The following is a 15,859-nucleotide window of genomic DNA, read 5'->3' on the forward strand; positions in this document are numbered from 1 at the left end:
CTATACGGAGCGGCTACGCGATGCGCCGACTGTCCTCAGACTCTCCAGAGCCTCCTCGACGAACGCCGTCGCGGCCGGGCTCGGATTGAACTCGCTCCACGCGAGGTATTCGACTCGCTTCGGTCCGTCGGTCGCGGGGACGGTGACAAGCCCTCGCCCTTCCGGCACCACCGCCGGGGCAAGCAATGCGATGCCGAGCCCCTGGGCAATGAGGTCGAGCATCATGTCGACGAGCATCGATTCGAACGCGACCGTGCGGGTCAGTCCCGCCTCGGCGAACGCCCGATCGGACTGCGAACGGCCGGGACTGTCAGCGGGAAAGTCGACGAACGCCTCATCGGCAAGGTCGGCCAAACGCAGACGCTTGCGCCCGGCGAACCGATGCCCCGGGCCGAGCACGGCCACGAGGCGCTCCTGTGCGATGACGCTGCTCGCCACGCCCTTCGGCTCCACGTCCTCCGGCAGGCCGAGGACTGCAGCATCGAGAGTCCCCGCCCGGATCCTTTCGATGAAGTCGAGACTGCCGCCCACGCTCATGCCGATGCTCACCTGCGGATACGTGCGGTGGAACCGGCCGAGAACCCCCGTGAGGTCGAGTCGGGTCACCGTCGGGATCGCCCCGACGCTCAGACTCCCGCGCATCTGACCGGTCGCGGCGACCGCCTCGGTGACGGTCCGATCCGCGGCGTCGAGGGTCGCCCGGGCGCCGGCGACGAAGGCGTGCCCGGCTTCGGTCAGTTCGACTCGACGGCTGGTCCGAGCGAAGAGTCGGACACCGAGCTCGCGCTCGAGCGCCTTGATCTGATGGCTCAACGCCGACTGGACGACATGAGTATTCGCCGCCGCTCGGGTGAAATTCCGCTCCTCGGCGACGGCGAGAACATAGCGCAGCTGCTGCAACTCCATCTATTCATGATGACAGTTCATGGATTTGATGAAAACTATGTGTTGGTCTCATGATCGGGCGCGGGCCGACGCTGGAGTCATGACAACGACGACCGCACCCACTCCATCCACTCCGACCCCGACGCATTCCCGGGTCGGCACCACCGCCCTCACCGCCCTGGCCCCGGCAGTGTGGGGCACTACGTACCTTGTGACCACGGAATTCCTGCCCTCGGGCCACCCGCTCTTCGCCGCACTTATGCGCGCCCTGCCGGCCGGGCTCATCGGGCTCCTCATCGCCCGCCGCCTGCCCGCCGGGGCCTGGTGGTGGAAGGCCGCAGTGCTCGGCACGCTCAACATCGGGATGTTCTTCCCACTCCTCTTCGTCGCCGCCGCCCGTCTGCCCGGCGGAGTCGCGGCCACCCTCGGCGCCTCCCAGCCGATCCTCGTCACGGTTCTCGCGGTCATCGTCCTCGGCGAGCGCCTGTCCGTGTGGCGGCTGAGCTGGGGAATCGTCGGGGTCGCCGGAGTCGGCCTCGTCGTGCTCGGCCCCGGCGCCGCCTTCGACGGACTCGGCATCGCAGCAGGCATCCTCGGTGCCGCCTCGATGGGCACAGGCGTCATCCTCGTCAAGAAATGGGGACTGCCGCCGGACATCGGACCGGTCGGCTTCGCGAGCTGGCAGCTGAGCGCCGGCGGACTCGTCCTCCTCCTGCCCACCCTGCTCATCGAAGGCGTCCCCGCACATGTCGACGCCCCGGGCATCACCGGCTACCTGTGGCTGGGCGGCATCGGCGGACTGCTCGCCTACGCCCTGTGGTTCCGCGGTCTCGGTCGCCTGCCGGTCACCGCAACCGCCCTGCTCGGCCTGCTCTCCCCACTCGTGGCCGCCGGACTCGGAATTGTCTTCGCCGGTGAGAGCCTCAACGTCGCCCAGGTCGCCGGATTCGTCCTCGCCCTGGCAGCACTGGCCTGCGGGCAGCTGACCCCCACCATAATCACCCGCACCACGAATCCCGCAGAGAAGGAGACCGCAGCATGAGAACCACCGCCATCGGAGCCACCGGAATGGTCGGATCCCGCATCGTCGCCGAGGCGGCCGACCGCGGCCATGACATCGTCGCCGCCTCCCGCCACCCGAACAGCACACCCGCCGACCCCGTCGCCGCGATCCGGCCCGGGATCCGATCGATCACCGTCGACGCACACATCGCCTCCGACCTCGACACGGCTCTGACCGATGCCGATGCGGCTGTGCTCAGCGTCCGCGCCGCCCCCGGCCAGACGGAACGATTCCTCACCCTCACCGAGGCGGTGCTGACAGCGACCGCACGAGCGCAGGTCCCGCTGCTCGTCATCGGCGGTGCCGGTCCGCTTTGTTCGCCGAATGATCCCGATTCCGTCGTACTCGACGATCCCGAATTCGTTGCCGAGGAGTGGAGAGACCTCGCTGCAGCCAGTCTCGCTCAGCTCGAGGTCTGCCGGAGGCAGCCGACAGACCACTGGACCTATCTCAGCCCTCCCTCGGTCCTCGAACCCGGCGACCGCCTCGGCGATTATCAGCGCGGGACGACGACGCTCCTGCTCGGACGGGACGGGCGATCACGGATCAGTGCCGAGGACCTCGCCGTCGCCGCCGTGGACGAACTCACCGCTCCCGGACGCGACCGACAGTTCACCGTGGCCGCCCGCTGACCTCGGGGCGGAGCCGCAGCTCCTCACCCATCCCGCCCTGCGACCACCTGTTGTATCCAAGATGGATGCAAGCTAGTGTAAGTGAGTCTTGACCACCGCGACGACGTGAGACCACTATGACCAGCCACATCCGCGAACAGGCCAAACTCATCACCGCCCAGCTCCTCTCGGGAGCCGGCATCGCCTCCGGGTATGCCGTCGGCGGACTGCTCGCCGAAGAGATCACCGGGCAGACCTCGATGGCCGGATTCGCGCAGATGAGCGTCATCCTCGGCGCCGGCCTCATCGCCTACCCTCTCGCCGTGCTCGCCGGACGCTCCGGCCGCCGCAAGGCGCTGACCTTGGGCTTCGGCATCGGCACGCTCGGCGCCGTGGTCGTCCTCATCGGCGTCGCCCTGCAGTTCCTTCCCCTGTTCATGCTCGGGATGATGATGTGCGGGTCCTCCACCGCCTCCGGCCTGCAGGCCCGCTACGCCGCCGTCGACCTCGCCGACCCGGCCGCCGCCGGTCGTGCGATGTCACTGGTGGTGTGGGCGACGACCGTCGGCTCCGTCCTCGGCCCCAGCTTCACCGCCCCCGGGGCCCACCTCGGCGAAACACTGGGTATGAACGGCCTCGCCGGGCCCTACCTCATCTCGATGGTCGCGTTCGCGTTGGCCACACTGTCGGCCTCGACGCTGACGAAGACGGTGGCAGCCGGCACCGACCATCCGGGCGAACCCGGACTCGACGATCCAGACCACAACAGCGAGGTCACGACGGCGGGCAACGGCGGGGCCGCCTCGGCGAAGGATTCCGCCTCTGCGAGCGGTTCCACCCCGACCAACAGATCCACCACCGAGGCGACCGCCGCTGCCCCGATGAAACTCGGCGAAGCGCTGCGCTTCGCCCTGGCCCGCCCGGTGCCGCTGTTCGCAATGGTCACGATCATTGCGGGACAGATGATGATGACCAACGTCATGGTCATGACCCCGGTGCACATGGACCACCAGGAGTTCAGCCTCGGCGCGATCGGAATCGTCGTGAGCATCCACATCGCCGGCATGTACGCCCTCTCCCCCGTGTTCGGCTGGATGGCAGACCGGTGGGGTTCGGGCGTCGTCATCGCAGGTGGGGCCGGCATCTTCGTCCTCACGATCGCCCTCGGCGTCATCGATGCGGTGGCCCCGGAGTCGTCGATGGTGCTGCTCTCGACCGCGCTGTCGCTGCTGGGAATCGGGTGGTCGATGTTCCTCATCGGCGGCTCGTCCCTGCTGACCGCCTCGGTGCCGGCGCATGCGAAGGTGCCGCTGCAGGGGGCTTCGGATTCGGCGATGAACCTCGGCGGGGCGCTCATGGCGGCGATGGCCGGGTCCGTTCTCGGCGCCGGCGGGTTCCTGTGGATCAACCTCATGGCCACGTTCGTCCTCCTCATCGCCGTCGGATTCTCGATCCGCGCGATCCCGCTGATGAGCTGGCCGGGACGCCGCGCACCGACCCTCGCCGAGGCGGCCGACGAGTCACCGGAAGCACCGCCCCAGCCCGGCGGGGTCACCGCCGCAGAGGGCACGGACAGTCGGAACGAAGGCCGGGGATGAGCAGAGGATCCGAATCGCAGAGCGCGGCCGAACGCGCGTATTCCCACATCCGCGGCCAGATCCTCGACGGCGAACACCTGCCCGGGACGATGCTCGGCGAGGCGGCCCTGGCCACCGAGATCGGGGTCAGCCGCACCCCGGTGCGGGTGGCTCTGGCCAGGCTGCAGGACGAGGGGTGGATTCGCATCTATCCCAAGCGCGGCGCGATCGTCCAGGGCATCGACGAACGCACGGTCGCCGAGCTCGCCGATGCCCGCTTCATCCTCGAGACGACCGCAGTCGAGCGTGCCCCGGACGCACTGCGGCAGAGTTTGGCCGACCGGCTCGATGCGCTCGTCTCCCAGCAGCGAACCGCATTCGCCGAGGAGGATGTTGCCCGCTTCATCGACCTCACCCTGGACTTCCACCGCGGTTTCGTCGAGTCGAGCGGCAGCCAGGTGCTGTTGGAGATGTATTCGCTGCTGTCAGACCGTCACCGGTTCACCTTGTTCATCAACAGCCGTCGCCTGCTCGAGCGCTGTGATGAGATCATCGCCGAACACGAAGACCTCGTCGCGCATCTGCGGGCCGGGGACTCCGCGGCCTTCGCCGCGACCCTGCAGGGACACATCGCGGAGAACGCCGGCCCGGCGCACTGAGGCACCGGCTACTCCTCTTGGCGGCCCACTCCAGGGCGAGCAGAGCCTTCCGAGCGGCGTATTCTTCACGGCACGCTTTAAGTCGAGAAGCACTGATTTGAAGCAGTGCTTCCTGACTCAAACTGTGCCGGGGCCGTTCCGTGGCCGCACGCGCCAGCCGCGCACTCACCACCTGCGTCGCGTACTCACCACGATCACCCGCCGCGCACTCACCTCGTGCGGCGCCACTGCCTCGGCGAGGGGTTCCCCACTCCCCCGCCCGGTCGTAGGCTGAGGTCATGGAACACAGATATCTGGGAAACAGTGGACTCAAGATCTCCGAGATCACCTACGGCAACTGGCTCACGCACGGTTCACAGGTGGAGAACGACACCGCCACGAAGTGCGTGCACGCCGCCCTCGACGCGGGAATCTCGACCTTCGACACCGCCGACGTCTACGCGAACACCGTCGCCGAGCAGGTCCTCGGCGACGCGCTCAAGGGCCAAAGGCGCGAATCGCTCGAGATCTTCACGAAGGTCTACTTCCCCACCGGACCCAAGGGACACAACGACACCGGCCTGTCGCGCAAACACATGATGGAGTCGATCAACGGCTCGCTGCGCCGGCTCGGCACCGACTACGTCGACCTCTACCAAGCCCACCGCTACGACTACGAGACTCCGCTGGAGGAGACGATGCAGGCCTTCGCCGACATCGTCCGCTCCGGCAAAGCCCTCTACATCGGCGTCAGCGAATGGAACGCCGACCAGCTGCGCGCGGCCCACCACCTGGCCCGCGACCTCGGCATCCAGCTCGTGTCCAACCAGCCGCAGTACAACATGCTCTGGCGCGTCATCGAAGAACGGGTCGTTCCGACCTCGAAGGAACTCGGCATCTCGCAGATCGTCTGGTCCCCGATCGCCCAAGGTGCGCTGACCGGCAAATACAAGCCCGGCCAGCCGGTGCCTGCCGGATCACGCGCGACCGATGAGAAGGGCGGCGCCGACTTCATCAAGAGCCGCTACCTCCACGACGATATGCTCACCGCGATCACGGGGCTCGAGCCCATCGCCGCCGAACTCGGGATCACGATGGCGCAGCTCGCGATCGCCTGGGTGCTGGCCAACGACAACGTCGCCACCGCCCTCGTCGGTGCCTCCCGCCCCGAGCAGATCGCCTCGAACGCCGAGGCGGCCGGGGTCACCCTCGGCCCCGACGTGCTCTCCCGCATCGACGACATCCTCGGCGACCTGCCGGAGACCGACCCGAACAAGACCCAGTCGCCGGCCACCCGCCTGACCTGATCCGTCACCGAGGCGGCCGACCGTCATGATTCCGACCGCGGTCCCCTGTGGGTCCGCGGTCGGAATCATCCGCACCGGCGGCAGATGTTCCGCACCAGCGGCAGTTCCGCGCCAACGGCGGGTATCCGTCACCGAGGCGGACGATGAACTCGGCGAATCTCACACCGACCCGGGACCACCTCGGCGAGGGTCGTGCGTTAAACTGCATGAAGCGGTTATATAACCAAGGAATTTTTTTCCGGGCGCGAAGAGGGGCCGATTCAGCACACTGCTCCGGGCAGGCTGTCGCTGGAAGACGAGAAGAGACGCAGACGACGAACAGGTGAGGGGATGCCATTGGCGAACGGAGACGACACTCAGCAGGACCCGACAGAAGGCGCCCCGATCAATCGGAACCTCGTTCTCGCCGTCCTCGTCTCCGGCGCGTTCGTCATCATCCTCAATCAGACGCTGCTCAACACCGCCCTGCCGCACTTCATGTCCTACTTCGACATCACCTCCGGCGCGGCTCAGTGGGTGACGACGAGCTTCATGCTCGTCAACGGCATCATGATCCCGGTGACCGCATTCCTCATCGAGAAGTTCACGACGCGCGGCCTCTTCTTCACCGCCATGGGCCTATTCATCCTCGGCACGCTCGTCTGCGCGATCGCCCCGGTCTACCCGGTGATGCTCATCGGCCGCGTCATCCAGGCCTCAGCCGGCGGCATCATCATGCCGCTCATGCAGACGATCCTGTTCGCGATCTTCCCCGTCGAGAAGCGCGGATCAGCCATGGGCACCTTCGGCCTCGTCATCGCCTTCGCCCCGGCCATCGGCCCGAGCCTCTCCGGCTGGATCGTCGATCACCTGCCATGGCAGACGCTGTTCTACATGATGCTGCCGATCGCGATCATCGATCTCGTGGTCGCCTACTTCCTGCTCAAGAACGTCACCGAACGCACCTTCCCCCGTCTCGACATCCTCTCGATCATCCTCTCCACCCTCGGATTCGGCGGACTGCTGTTCGGCTTCGGCACCGCCGGTGATGCCGGATGGGTCAGCGCCCAGGTGCTCATCCCTCTCATCGTCGGTGCGATCTGCCTGACGTTCTTCATCACCCGGCAATTCAAACTCGAGCAGCCGATCCTCGAGTTCCGCATCCTCCGCTACCGCATGTTCACCCTCAACACCCTGCTGGGCATGTGCGTGTTCATCGTCATGGTCGGCGGCATGATGGTCCTGCCGCTGTACATGCAGAACATGAATGACTTCTCGGCCATGGAATCGGGCCTGGCCCTGTTGCCGGGCGCCGCAGTGATGGGCTTGATGTCCCCGGTGACCGGTCGCATCTTCGACGCCATCGGTGCCAAATGGTTGGCCGTGACCGGCTTCGTCCTGCTCACGGGCACAACGTTCCTCTTCGCTCGCCTGGAACCGGACACCTCGTTCGCCTACCTCGCCGTGGTCAACACGGTACGCATGTTCGGTGTCGCCATGGTGATGATGCCGGTGACCACGGCCGCCCTCAACCAGCTGCCCTCACACCTCATCCCCCACGGCACCGCCCTGAACAATACGATGCGTCAGATCGCCGCTTCCGTCGGCACAGCAGCGCTCGTGACAGTCATGACCTCGGCCGCGCGGAACCCTCAGACCTACGGCATGGCGGGTCTGGTCCACGGCGCGAACGTCGCATTCTTCGTCGCTGCCTGTGTCGGCATCCTCGGCGTCATCGGTGCGTTCTTCATCAAGAACTCCCACGGACTCGAACCGGGACAGAAGGCGACCACCGGAAGGTGATCCCGGGGCACCTCAGGTGCCGATCCGGTCCATTCGGCAGTTCTGGACCAGTCACTCAGCTGCCCTTATTCGCACCCTCAACGAGGTGCCCGCCACGATTCGCGCCTGTTCGAGTGCGTCTTCGGCCTCCACTGCTCCGCTGAGCACGAGAGTGGCGTATCCGTGGACGAGCGACCATGCCGCCACCCCGAGGTCGGAGTCGGGCGCCGATCCGGTTGTCGCCACTCCGGTCGAAAGCGCATCCCACGCGCGACGGCGGGCCGCAGTCAGATCCGCGTCATCATCGTGAAGCAGCCGGGGCTGGAACATCACCGTGAAGTGAGATAGGCAGGCAAGCGCGAATTCGACATAGGCGACTCCACGAGCGACGAGGCCGCCGTCACCGTCGACTCCGGCCATTGCCTCGGCCAGCCGGTCGTAGCCTTCGGCGGCAAGAGCTGTGAGCAGACCGGATTTGTCACCGAAATGGTAAGTCGGAGCAGCGTTCGAGACGCCGGCCCGCTTCGCCAGGGCTCGCATGCTCAGCTTGGCCACTCCGCCCTCGGCAATCGCCGAGGCGGTCTCCGCCAACAGGGTCCGACGCAGATCCCCATGATGATAAGTCACAATTCGATCGTACCGGAGCAAACTTTTCACTGAGAAGATTCGAAGCCGTCGGCGCGCTGGGGGTTTGCACCTACTTGTAGTAGCCCTCGCGGAGGTTGATTCCGTGCTCGATCCAGACCTTGAGTGCGGAGAGCATTCCGGTCCAGCCCATGCAGTTGCCGAAGGCACCCTGGGCCCCGCCCTCGGTGAGCTTCCACGACTTCTCAGTGATCGTCACGAGCGTCCGTGCCCCATCATCGACGGGCGTGAACTCGAAGGTCGTTGTCGTGTCCTTGCCCACGGAGTCGTCGGAACCCTCCCAGCGGATGACGATCTTCTCGTCCTGGATGCTCTCGACGACCGCGACGGGGAATCGGCCCGGGAAGTCGGCGAAGTCCCAGGTCACATCGACCCCGGCCTCCAATCGGCCGTGGGCACCACCGGTCGTGAAGTAGTGCGAGAGCTGCTCGGGATCGGCGACCGCTTCATAGGTCTCATGGGGAGTCTTCGAGATGTAGCCGGTGACTGTGAAGGACAGCTCCTCCAACGGGCGGGACTGATCGTTCTGCTCGGCGGGTGTGTTCTGAGTGCTCTGCTCATCTGTCATGTGATATTTTTACCACATGTCAGAGTCGAGGGGAATGGATTCGGAAGAATCCGACGATTCAGCGCCGAGGGAAACAGATTCCGAGGAATCCGATGACGCGGTCTTCAAGGCCTTGGCCAACCCCACCCGCCGACGCATCCTCGACCTGCTCCGGGCTCGACCGCGCACGACCGGAGAAGTCTGCGAGGCGTTTCCCGGCCTCGACCGCACGACTGTGCTGCAGCATATTCGGGTGCTCGAAGGCGCCGAACTCGTCACCGGACGCAAGGACGGACGCACCCGACTGCTGGCGCTGGCACCGCTGCCGATCAAACGGATCCATGATCGCTGGATCGGTGAGTACACGCGCGCGGCCGTCGGGCTGCTGGCCCGACTCGATGAGGATTCGCCGCGGTGACCGGCTCAGCTGCGCCCGGTGTTGCGCATCTGCAGCGTCCGCGCGATCCACGACAGGGCACCGGCGAACAGCAGAAGCAGAGCGCACACGAGGAAGGTCGACGACGACCCCAGATAGGTGAAACCGAGCCCGCCGACCACACCGGCGATGGCCAGCCCGATGTCGAAGTTCATGTTCCAGGCGACGCTGGCCCGGCTCGGCGAACTGACCGAGGCGAAGGCCATGACGAGGCTCGCCGACTGCATTGCGCCCAAGCCCAGTCCGATGATGAGCATCGAAACGAACAGCGCCGCACCGTAGAAGACGACAGCGCAGACCAGCCCGATCGCCGTGAGGACAAGTCCCAAGATATTGAGAGCGAAAGGCGGAAAGCTGTCCGAGACGGCTCCGACGACGAAGCGTCCGATGACCGCCGATACCTGCATCCCGGCGATGAACAGAGCCGCCACCGCGACGTCCTCGCCCGGACCGAAGCCGACGATGATCCCGAAGACGATCATGCCCACGAGGAACGGGGAGAGCATGAGGACGAGCCCGAGCGCCTCCCCCGCCCGACGTCCCACCTTCCGCAGGCTCCGCTTCTCATTGCGACCGGACCGAACCCCGACCGTCTCATTGCCGCTGACCGATTCTCCCGCATCGTCTTTCCCTCGCCGAGGCGACCGACCGGGCACGTATCTGAGCACAGTGGGGATGGCCACGAGGAGACAGGCGCAGACGATGATGCGGAAGATCCAGATCGGGATCGTCTCGACCAGCCACAGTCCCAGCGGTGCTCCGACGGCCGCCGCCAGGGAGGTGATCCCGCCGAAGAAGCCCAGCGCCTTGCCGATCCGTCCTGGTGAGGTCGTCCCCGGAACCGCAGCGTTGGCGAGGACGACGAAGAGCCCGAATCCGATGCCCCCGCAGAGTCCGGCGAGGATGAGCGCCAACAGGGGCGGGGTGACGAAGAGTCCGAGCAGCTGGCCGAGGAACTGCAGCGCAAGAGCCAGCATGAGCGAAGCCTTGAATCCGAAGACGCGACCGGCCCACGGAGCGAAGGGCTGGGCGACGATGACACCGATCATCATCGTCGTCAGAACGGACCCGCCGGTGACCGTCGACAGCCCGTCTGTCGCCGCGATCGTCACCATCGTCGAATAGCTGAAGAAGAAGGCGGAGAACCCGAACATCGCCGTCCACACCAAGCCCAGCAGGGCCGGCGTGTACGTCGCCTGAGACGGGTGTTCGGGGTTCATAGTCCGAGGTTACGACATCGGCACTGCATCTGCCGTGTCCGACCGATCTGCCGTCCGTCCGGCGGAGAAGTGTTCACCTGCAAGTCAGAATGGTCGCCTACCATCGGTCCATGAACTCATCGGAACTCAGCTCGGACCTCAATCGCGACGCCCCCAGCGGCACCATCGACACCGCATTCGTCCTCAGATTCGAACCGCACTATGTCCTCACGGAACTCGAATCGGAGATCTTCGGCGAAATCGGCCCGAAGACGAAGGTCCGCGAATCGTACAAACGCAAGCACTTCCTCAAGGTCGCCGAATGGAAAGCCATCGGAGTTCTGCCGGGGCTCGAAGAGATCTCCTCGGACGACATCGATTTCGTCACCGGCGTCGCCCTCGACGACGACACACCCAACCGCTTCCGTCTGCCGCTGCTGCAGATGCTGCCCGGAGTCGGAATCCCGATGGCCAGCACTCTGCTCACCGTCGTGAATCCGAAGAAATTCTCCATCATGGATTCCCGGGCGCTGACCGTGCTGCACGACTACAACCTCGTGCCCACGGACAACCCGGCGCAGATGGACTACCAGACCTACCGCAAGCTCATGAAGTCCCTGGCCAAGGGCGCCAACTGTGCGCCGATCGACCTGTACCGGGCACTCATCGCCTATTCGCGACAGGGTCGGGCCTGAGCCGTCGCACCGGAGATCGCTTCACTGTCGACGCCTCGGTGCACTCCCTGCACTTGTTCACCCTCGACCTCGGATTCCAACGCCGAATGGCGTAGGAACCTCGAGAACTCCGGCTTGGACGCATGCCGACTGCCTGCTTCGCCCGTGCTCAGTCGGGCACAGGCGGCTGCTCTTCATCCGCGCCTCGTCCTTCGACCGGCTTCGCTGTCGCCGCATTCTGGTCGGTGGTCCCCGCCACACCTCCGTGGTCCGCTCGTGAGCGCTTTGTCGGCCGAGTCGAGGTTGCCTCGTCGCCCGACGCAGTGAGGTCGGGGCGGTCGGGCCCCTTCGGTTGGATGGCGCCCGGAGTCAACGTGCGCAGCACATCGTCGGCGGTGAGGATCTCTACCGACTTCGTGTTCTCGACGTACCATTCGGTGAGTTCGGGGTCCTTGCTGTCGAGCCAAGCTCCCGCGCCTTCGTTCTCAGCCACCTTGCTCGACCCGAAGACGAAGTTGTCTCCATGGTCAGCGATGCCCAGGCGCACACCTTGGGCGATGGCCGCCTGTGCGTACTTGCGCCTGAGCATATACGGGTCGTTGCGCAGGTCTTTGGCCCACGCGAACATCATGCCGATGACGACGATGGCGAAGGGCAGGGCGGAGACGACCATGATCGACTGCAGGCCCGACAGGGCATCGGCACCACCGGCGAGCAACAGCGAAACCGCGGTGAGTCCGAGCAGGAGACCCCACACGATCGTCACCCAGGCCGTGGGTTCAGGCTTGCCCCGCTGCGACATCGACCCCATGACGATCGACGCGGAGTCCGCCGAGGTCACGAAGAACACGATGATCGAGATCATGGCGAGCACTGGAGTCACGGCCGCGAACGGCAGGTTTCCGAGCATCGTGAACAGCATGCCTTCAGCCGAACCGTCCGCGCCGACATCCTGGCCGTTCATGCCCATCCACATCGAGGTGCCGCCGAAGATGCAGAACCACAGGAAGCACACAATGGAGGGAACGATGATGACGACGGTGACGAACTCGCGCAAGGTGCGCCCACGGGAGATCTTCGCGATGAACATGCCCACGAACGGCGACCAGGAGACCCACCAGGCCCAGTAGTAAGTGGTCCAGGCGGACATGAAGTCCGCAGTGTCCGGGCCTTGATTCCCGTTGCGCACGAGCATAGTGCCGAGTTCGCGGGCGAAGTCCGCAGCGGCTGCGGGGATGAAATTGAGCAGGAAGATCGTGGGTCCGACGAAGAGCACGAAGAGTGCGAGGAGACCGGCAACGACCATGTTCGTGTTCGACAGGAGTCGGATGCCGCGCTTGACGCCGGAGACCGCCGAGATGATGAACAGCACAGTGAGGATGCACATGGCGGTCACGAGGAACCCGTTGCCGACTGGCCCCCAACCGGTGACGACTTCGAACCCCGTGCCGATCTGCAGGGCTCCGATGCCCAGTGAGATCGCGGTGCCGAAGAGAGTGACGACAATGGCGAAGATGTCGATGATCGCCCCGATCGGACCGTCGGTCTTGTCGTGGAAAATCGGCCGGAAGATCGCCGAGATGAGTGGAGCCCGACCCTTGCGGTAGGCACTGTAGGCGATGGCGCCGCCGACGAGTGCATAGAAGGCCCATGCGATCGGTCCCCAGTGCAGAAGGGTCTGGGCAAGTGCATCGTGGCTGGCGTCGACCGTTCCTGCCTTCGCGGTGAAGCCGTGGGGCGGGTCGAGGAAGTACGTCATCGGTTCGTACGGACCGTAGAAGAGCAGTCCGATGCCCATGCCGGCGGAGAAGAGCATGGCGATCCAGCTGACAGTGGAGAATTCGGGCTTCTCATCATCGGCGCCGAGCCGAACACCGCCGGTACGACCGTAGCCGAGGATCATCATGAAGAAGAAGATCGCCAGGGCGAGCACACCGAACAGCCAACCGAAGTTCGTCGTCACCCAGCGCAGCGAGATGTCACCGACTGTGGAGATGTTGTCCGGGGCGATAATGGCCCAGATGATGACGGAGAGTATGAGCACCCCGGCGATGGCGAACACCAGGGGGTTCGTCCCGAAACGCATCTTCGTCTGCTCGACCCCGACTCCGGGGATCAGCGCCGGATGCACGGCGTCCTTGGAGATGACCCGCCTGACCATGCGCTTGGCACTGGCGCGGCGAGCACCGGGAACACGTGGCGAACCGCCGCTGCCGGACGAGGCGCCGCCACCGGATGCCGCGCCTCCTCCCGATTCGGCTGCAGGATTCACCGGTTGATCACTCGAATTTCCACTCATCGACTTCTCCGTCCATGCGTTCTCAATGAGGACTGCCTCATGATAACGGTTTCATTCGCACACGGTCCGTCGGCCGTGTGCGGCTGCCGGTCAGCTCGCAAGATTCCCGGCGGCCTGCAGCGCCGGGATCACCTCGTCGCGGGTCAGCGGCGCGAACTGGCGGACATCGGTGTCCGCGGGCAGCGGGTCGATGGGAAACCAGCCGGCTTCGGCGATCTCGGCCAGATGCTCGATGTTCTCGACGTCGAGTGCCTCGGGCACACCGTCGTAGCAGAACACATCACCGATGACACGGTGATCGGCCTCGTTCGCCGCCGCAGCAGCGAACGTGCCCAAAGCGCGCAGCCGGTGCCGGTCCAGATCGAGTCCGAGCTCCTCGGCGATCTCGCGGACGATGGTGTCCTCAGCGGTCTCTGACTCTTCGGGTTTGCCGCCGGGCAGCATGAAGGAACTGGTCCCGGCCTTGCGCACCATGAGCAGCTCCCGGCGCTGCGGGTGGAGGAGGGCGAGCGCGGAGACGCGGATTTCGTTCATTGAGACCACACTCCGGAAGCGCCTCGGCGGTGGGAATCGAGCACGTGCGTATCGACCATGCCGATGGCCTCCATCAGCGCATACATCGTCGTCGGTCCGACGAAACGGAAGCCCTTCTTCTTCAGGGCCTTCGACAGGGCCACGGATTCCGGTCCGGTCGTCGGGATCTCGGCGACAGTGCGCGGTCGCGGCGTCTGCGCAGGCTGAAACGACCACAGGAACGCATCCAGGCCGCCGTCTTCACGCAGGTCGATCACTCGCGCAGCATTGTTGATGCAGGCTTCGATCTTGCCGCGATGGCGGATGATCCCCGGATCGGTCAGCAGCTGCGCGATCTCACCTTCACCGAACCGGGCAACGGCGTCGGGATCGAATCCGGCGAAGACCTCACGGAACCGCTCCCGCTTCTTCAGGATCGTCAGCCAGGACAGTCCGGCTTGGAAACCTTCGAGGCTCATCCGCTCGAACAGGCCGGGCTCGTCGTGGATGGGCAGTCCCCATTCGCTGTCGTAGTAGTCCAACAGCACCGGGTCACCGTATGCCCACGGGGTGCGAGCCAGCCCGTCATCGCCGATGACGGCTCCCCCAGGTGAGCTCGGCTGTGATTCGTCGTCCATCCTCAAACCGTATCGCGTCGGGCTGACATTGCCCGCGCGCCCCATATTCCGGTCGCCTGCGGCCGGCAGTCGCGCGGTTCTGAGCCTCGGGAACCTGTCTTCAGCATTCTCTGCGTCAGTCGTCTCCGATAGGGTGCGGCCATGACCTCAGTGCTCCTCCTCGGATTCGGTGCCATCGGCCGTCACGTCGCCCAGCTGCTCTCCCCCGAGCTCGCCTCCGGGACACTCCGCCTGACCGCCCTCGTCTCGGATCGGACCAAGCACGCCGACCGCCCGGATCACGGCGCCGAGGTGGTCGACCGTCCCACTCTGACCGACCGACAGACGCCCTCGCCGAGGATGTTCTCCGATTTCGATGTCATCGTCGAATGCGCCGGTGTGCCTGCCGCCGCACAGCTCGGTCCCGCTGCCGTCGCGGCCGATCGTCCGCTCGTCCTCACCAGCGTCGGTGCCCTGGCCGAGCCGGAGACCCGTGCGAGGCTGCTCGCCGGCCCCGGCCGGCTGCATGTGACCAATGGGGCGATCGGCGGACTCGATGTGCTCGAGGCGGCGGCTCAGGCCGATGGTCTCGACAGCGTCGACATCACCACCTCGAAGGAGGCGAACGGACTCATCCGACCGTGGATGTCCGAGACCGAGGCCGAGCGTCTGCGTGACCTCCGCCCCGAGGACGGCCCCCTGACAGTGTTCACGGGCAACCCCGCCGAGGCGATCGAGAAGTTCCCGGCCAACGTCAATATCGCTGTCGCTCTCGCCTGGGCCACCCGCGGACTGAGTACCGCTGCGTCCGCTTCAACCTCCGGGACCAGCGCGGCGTCGACCGATTGCGCAGCTGAACGAACCGATGCCGACTTACTCGGTGCATCATTGAACCGGGTGCAGGTCGAACTCCAGGCGGTGGCCGGTCAGACTCAGTCCGCCCACCGGATTCGGGCATCCGGATCCGCAGGCGAGTTCTCCTTCGACATCCGCTCCTCCCCGAGCCCGGAGAACCCTGCCACCAGCGGGCTGACGGCCCTGTCCGTCACCCGCACGCTGCGCACCGTGCTTGCGGAGAAATGACGAC

Annotated in this window: 16 protein-coding genes; 9 read left to right on the plus strand and 7 right to left on the minus strand. The window is 65.7% G+C overall.

Going from position 1 to position 15,859, the window contains the following annotated elements; all coding sequences use genetic code 11:
- Positions 1 to 906 (minus strand): LysR family transcriptional regulator, encoded by a 906-nt coding sequence (locus HF684_RS15090; RefSeq protein ID WP_169253136.1) that lies wholly within the window; start codon positions 904 to 906, stop codon positions 1 to 3.
- Between the two features lie 79 nt (positions 907 to 985).
- Between HF684_RS15090 and HF684_RS15095 the strand changes: the two genes are divergently transcribed.
- From HF684_RS15095 to HF684_RS15120, 6 genes are all read left to right on the plus strand, one after another.
- Positions 986 to 1,927 carry an EamA family transporter gene (locus HF684_RS15095; RefSeq protein ID WP_169253137.1) on the plus strand — a complete coding sequence of 314 codons (942 nt, stop codon included), beginning with the start codon at positions 986 to 988 and terminating at the stop codon, positions 1,925 to 1,927.
- The gene (locus HF684_RS15100) at positions 1,924 to 2,580 is read left to right on the plus strand and encodes an NAD(P)H-binding protein (RefSeq protein ID WP_169253138.1); all 657 of its coding nucleotides are present in this window, start codon (positions 1,924 to 1,926) and stop codon (positions 2,578 to 2,580) included. The genes HF684_RS15095 and HF684_RS15100 overlap by 4 nt, the downstream gene beginning before the upstream one ends.
- 116 nt (positions 2,581 to 2,696) lie before the next feature.
- Positions 2,697 to 4,157 (plus strand): MFS transporter, encoded by a 1,461-nt coding sequence (locus HF684_RS15105; protein ID WP_169253139.1) that lies wholly within the window; start codon positions 2,697 to 2,699, stop codon positions 4,155 to 4,157.
- Entirely contained in the window at positions 4,154 to 4,795 is a 642-nt protein-coding gene (locus HF684_RS15110; protein WP_169253140.1) for a GntR family transcriptional regulator, read from the plus strand. The genes HF684_RS15105 and HF684_RS15110 overlap by 4 nt, the downstream gene beginning before the upstream one ends.
- 278 nt (positions 4,796 to 5,073) lie before the next feature.
- Entirely contained in the window at positions 5,074 to 6,081 is a 1,008-nt protein-coding gene (locus tag HF684_RS15115) for an aldo/keto reductase family protein (protein ID WP_169253141.1), read from the plus strand.
- A gap of 330 nt (positions 6,082 to 6,411) precedes the next feature.
- Positions 6,412 to 7,863, plus strand: a complete 1,452-nt coding sequence (locus HF684_RS15120) for an MDR family MFS transporter (protein WP_169253142.1) — start codon at positions 6,412 to 6,414, stop codon at positions 7,861 to 7,863.
- Between the two features lie 51 nt (positions 7,864 to 7,914).
- Here the strand turns inward: HF684_RS15120 and HF684_RS15125 are convergent, their stop codons facing one another.
- Positions 7,915 to 8,469, minus strand: a complete 555-nt coding sequence (locus tag HF684_RS15125) for a TetR/AcrR family transcriptional regulator (protein ID WP_169253143.1) — start codon at positions 8,467 to 8,469, stop codon at positions 7,915 to 7,917.
- Between the two features lie 70 nt (positions 8,470 to 8,539).
- Positions 8,540 to 9,055 (minus strand): SRPBCC domain-containing protein, encoded by a 516-nt coding sequence (locus HF684_RS15130; protein WP_169253144.1) that lies wholly within the window; start codon positions 9,053 to 9,055, stop codon positions 8,540 to 8,542.
- Between the two features lie 16 nt (positions 9,056 to 9,071).
- On the opposite strand from HF684_RS15130, the gene HF684_RS15135 reads away from it, so the two are divergent.
- Positions 9,072 to 9,452, plus strand: a complete 381-nt coding sequence (locus tag HF684_RS15135; RefSeq protein ID WP_248278972.1) for a metalloregulator ArsR/SmtB family transcription factor — start codon at positions 9,072 to 9,074, stop codon at positions 9,450 to 9,452.
- A gap of 5 nt (positions 9,453 to 9,457) precedes the next feature.
- Here HF684_RS15135 and HF684_RS15140 read toward each other — a convergent pair whose 3' ends face one another.
- A complete protein-coding gene (locus HF684_RS15140; protein WP_169253145.1) occupies positions 9,458 to 10,690 on the minus strand; it encodes an MFS transporter in 1,233 nt (410 codons plus the stop codon).
- Between the two features lie 110 nt (positions 10,691 to 10,800).
- On the opposite strand from HF684_RS15140, the gene HF684_RS15145 reads away from it, so the two are divergent.
- Positions 10,801 to 11,364 carry a hypothetical protein gene (locus tag HF684_RS15145; protein WP_169253146.1) on the plus strand — a complete coding sequence of 188 codons (564 nt, stop codon included), beginning with the start codon at positions 10,801 to 10,803 and terminating at the stop codon, positions 11,362 to 11,364.
- Positions 11,365 to 11,512: 148 nt separating this feature from the next.
- On the opposite strand, the gene HF684_RS15150 is transcribed toward HF684_RS15145, so the two are convergent.
- The 3 genes from HF684_RS15150 to HF684_RS15160 form a co-directional block, all read right to left on the minus strand.
- Entirely contained in the window at positions 11,513 to 13,615 is a 2,103-nt protein-coding gene (locus tag HF684_RS15150; protein WP_248278973.1) for a BCCT family transporter, read from the minus strand.
- 117 nt (positions 13,616 to 13,732) lie between these two features.
- Entirely contained in the window at positions 13,733 to 14,176 is a 444-nt protein-coding gene (locus tag HF684_RS15155) for an NUDIX domain-containing protein (protein WP_169253148.1), read from the minus strand.
- The gene (locus HF684_RS15160) at positions 14,173 to 14,793 is read right to left on the minus strand and encodes a DNA-3-methyladenine glycosylase I (protein WP_169253149.1); all 621 of its coding nucleotides are present in this window, start codon (positions 14,791 to 14,793) and stop codon (positions 14,173 to 14,175) included. The genes HF684_RS15155 and HF684_RS15160 overlap by 4 nt, the downstream gene beginning before the upstream one ends.
- 141 nt (positions 14,794 to 14,934) lie before the next feature.
- Here HF684_RS15160 and HF684_RS15165 point away from each other — a divergent pair, with 141 nt between their 5' ends.
- A complete protein-coding gene (locus tag HF684_RS15165; RefSeq protein WP_169253150.1) occupies positions 14,935 to 15,855 on the plus strand; it encodes an aspartate dehydrogenase domain-containing protein in 921 nt (306 codons plus the stop codon).
- Positions 15,856 to 15,859 lie beyond the last annotated feature (4 nt).

This window comes from Brevibacterium sp. 'Marine', from assembly GCF_012844365.1.
Lineage (GTDB): Bacteria > Actinomycetota > Actinomycetes > Actinomycetales > Brevibacteriaceae > Brevibacterium.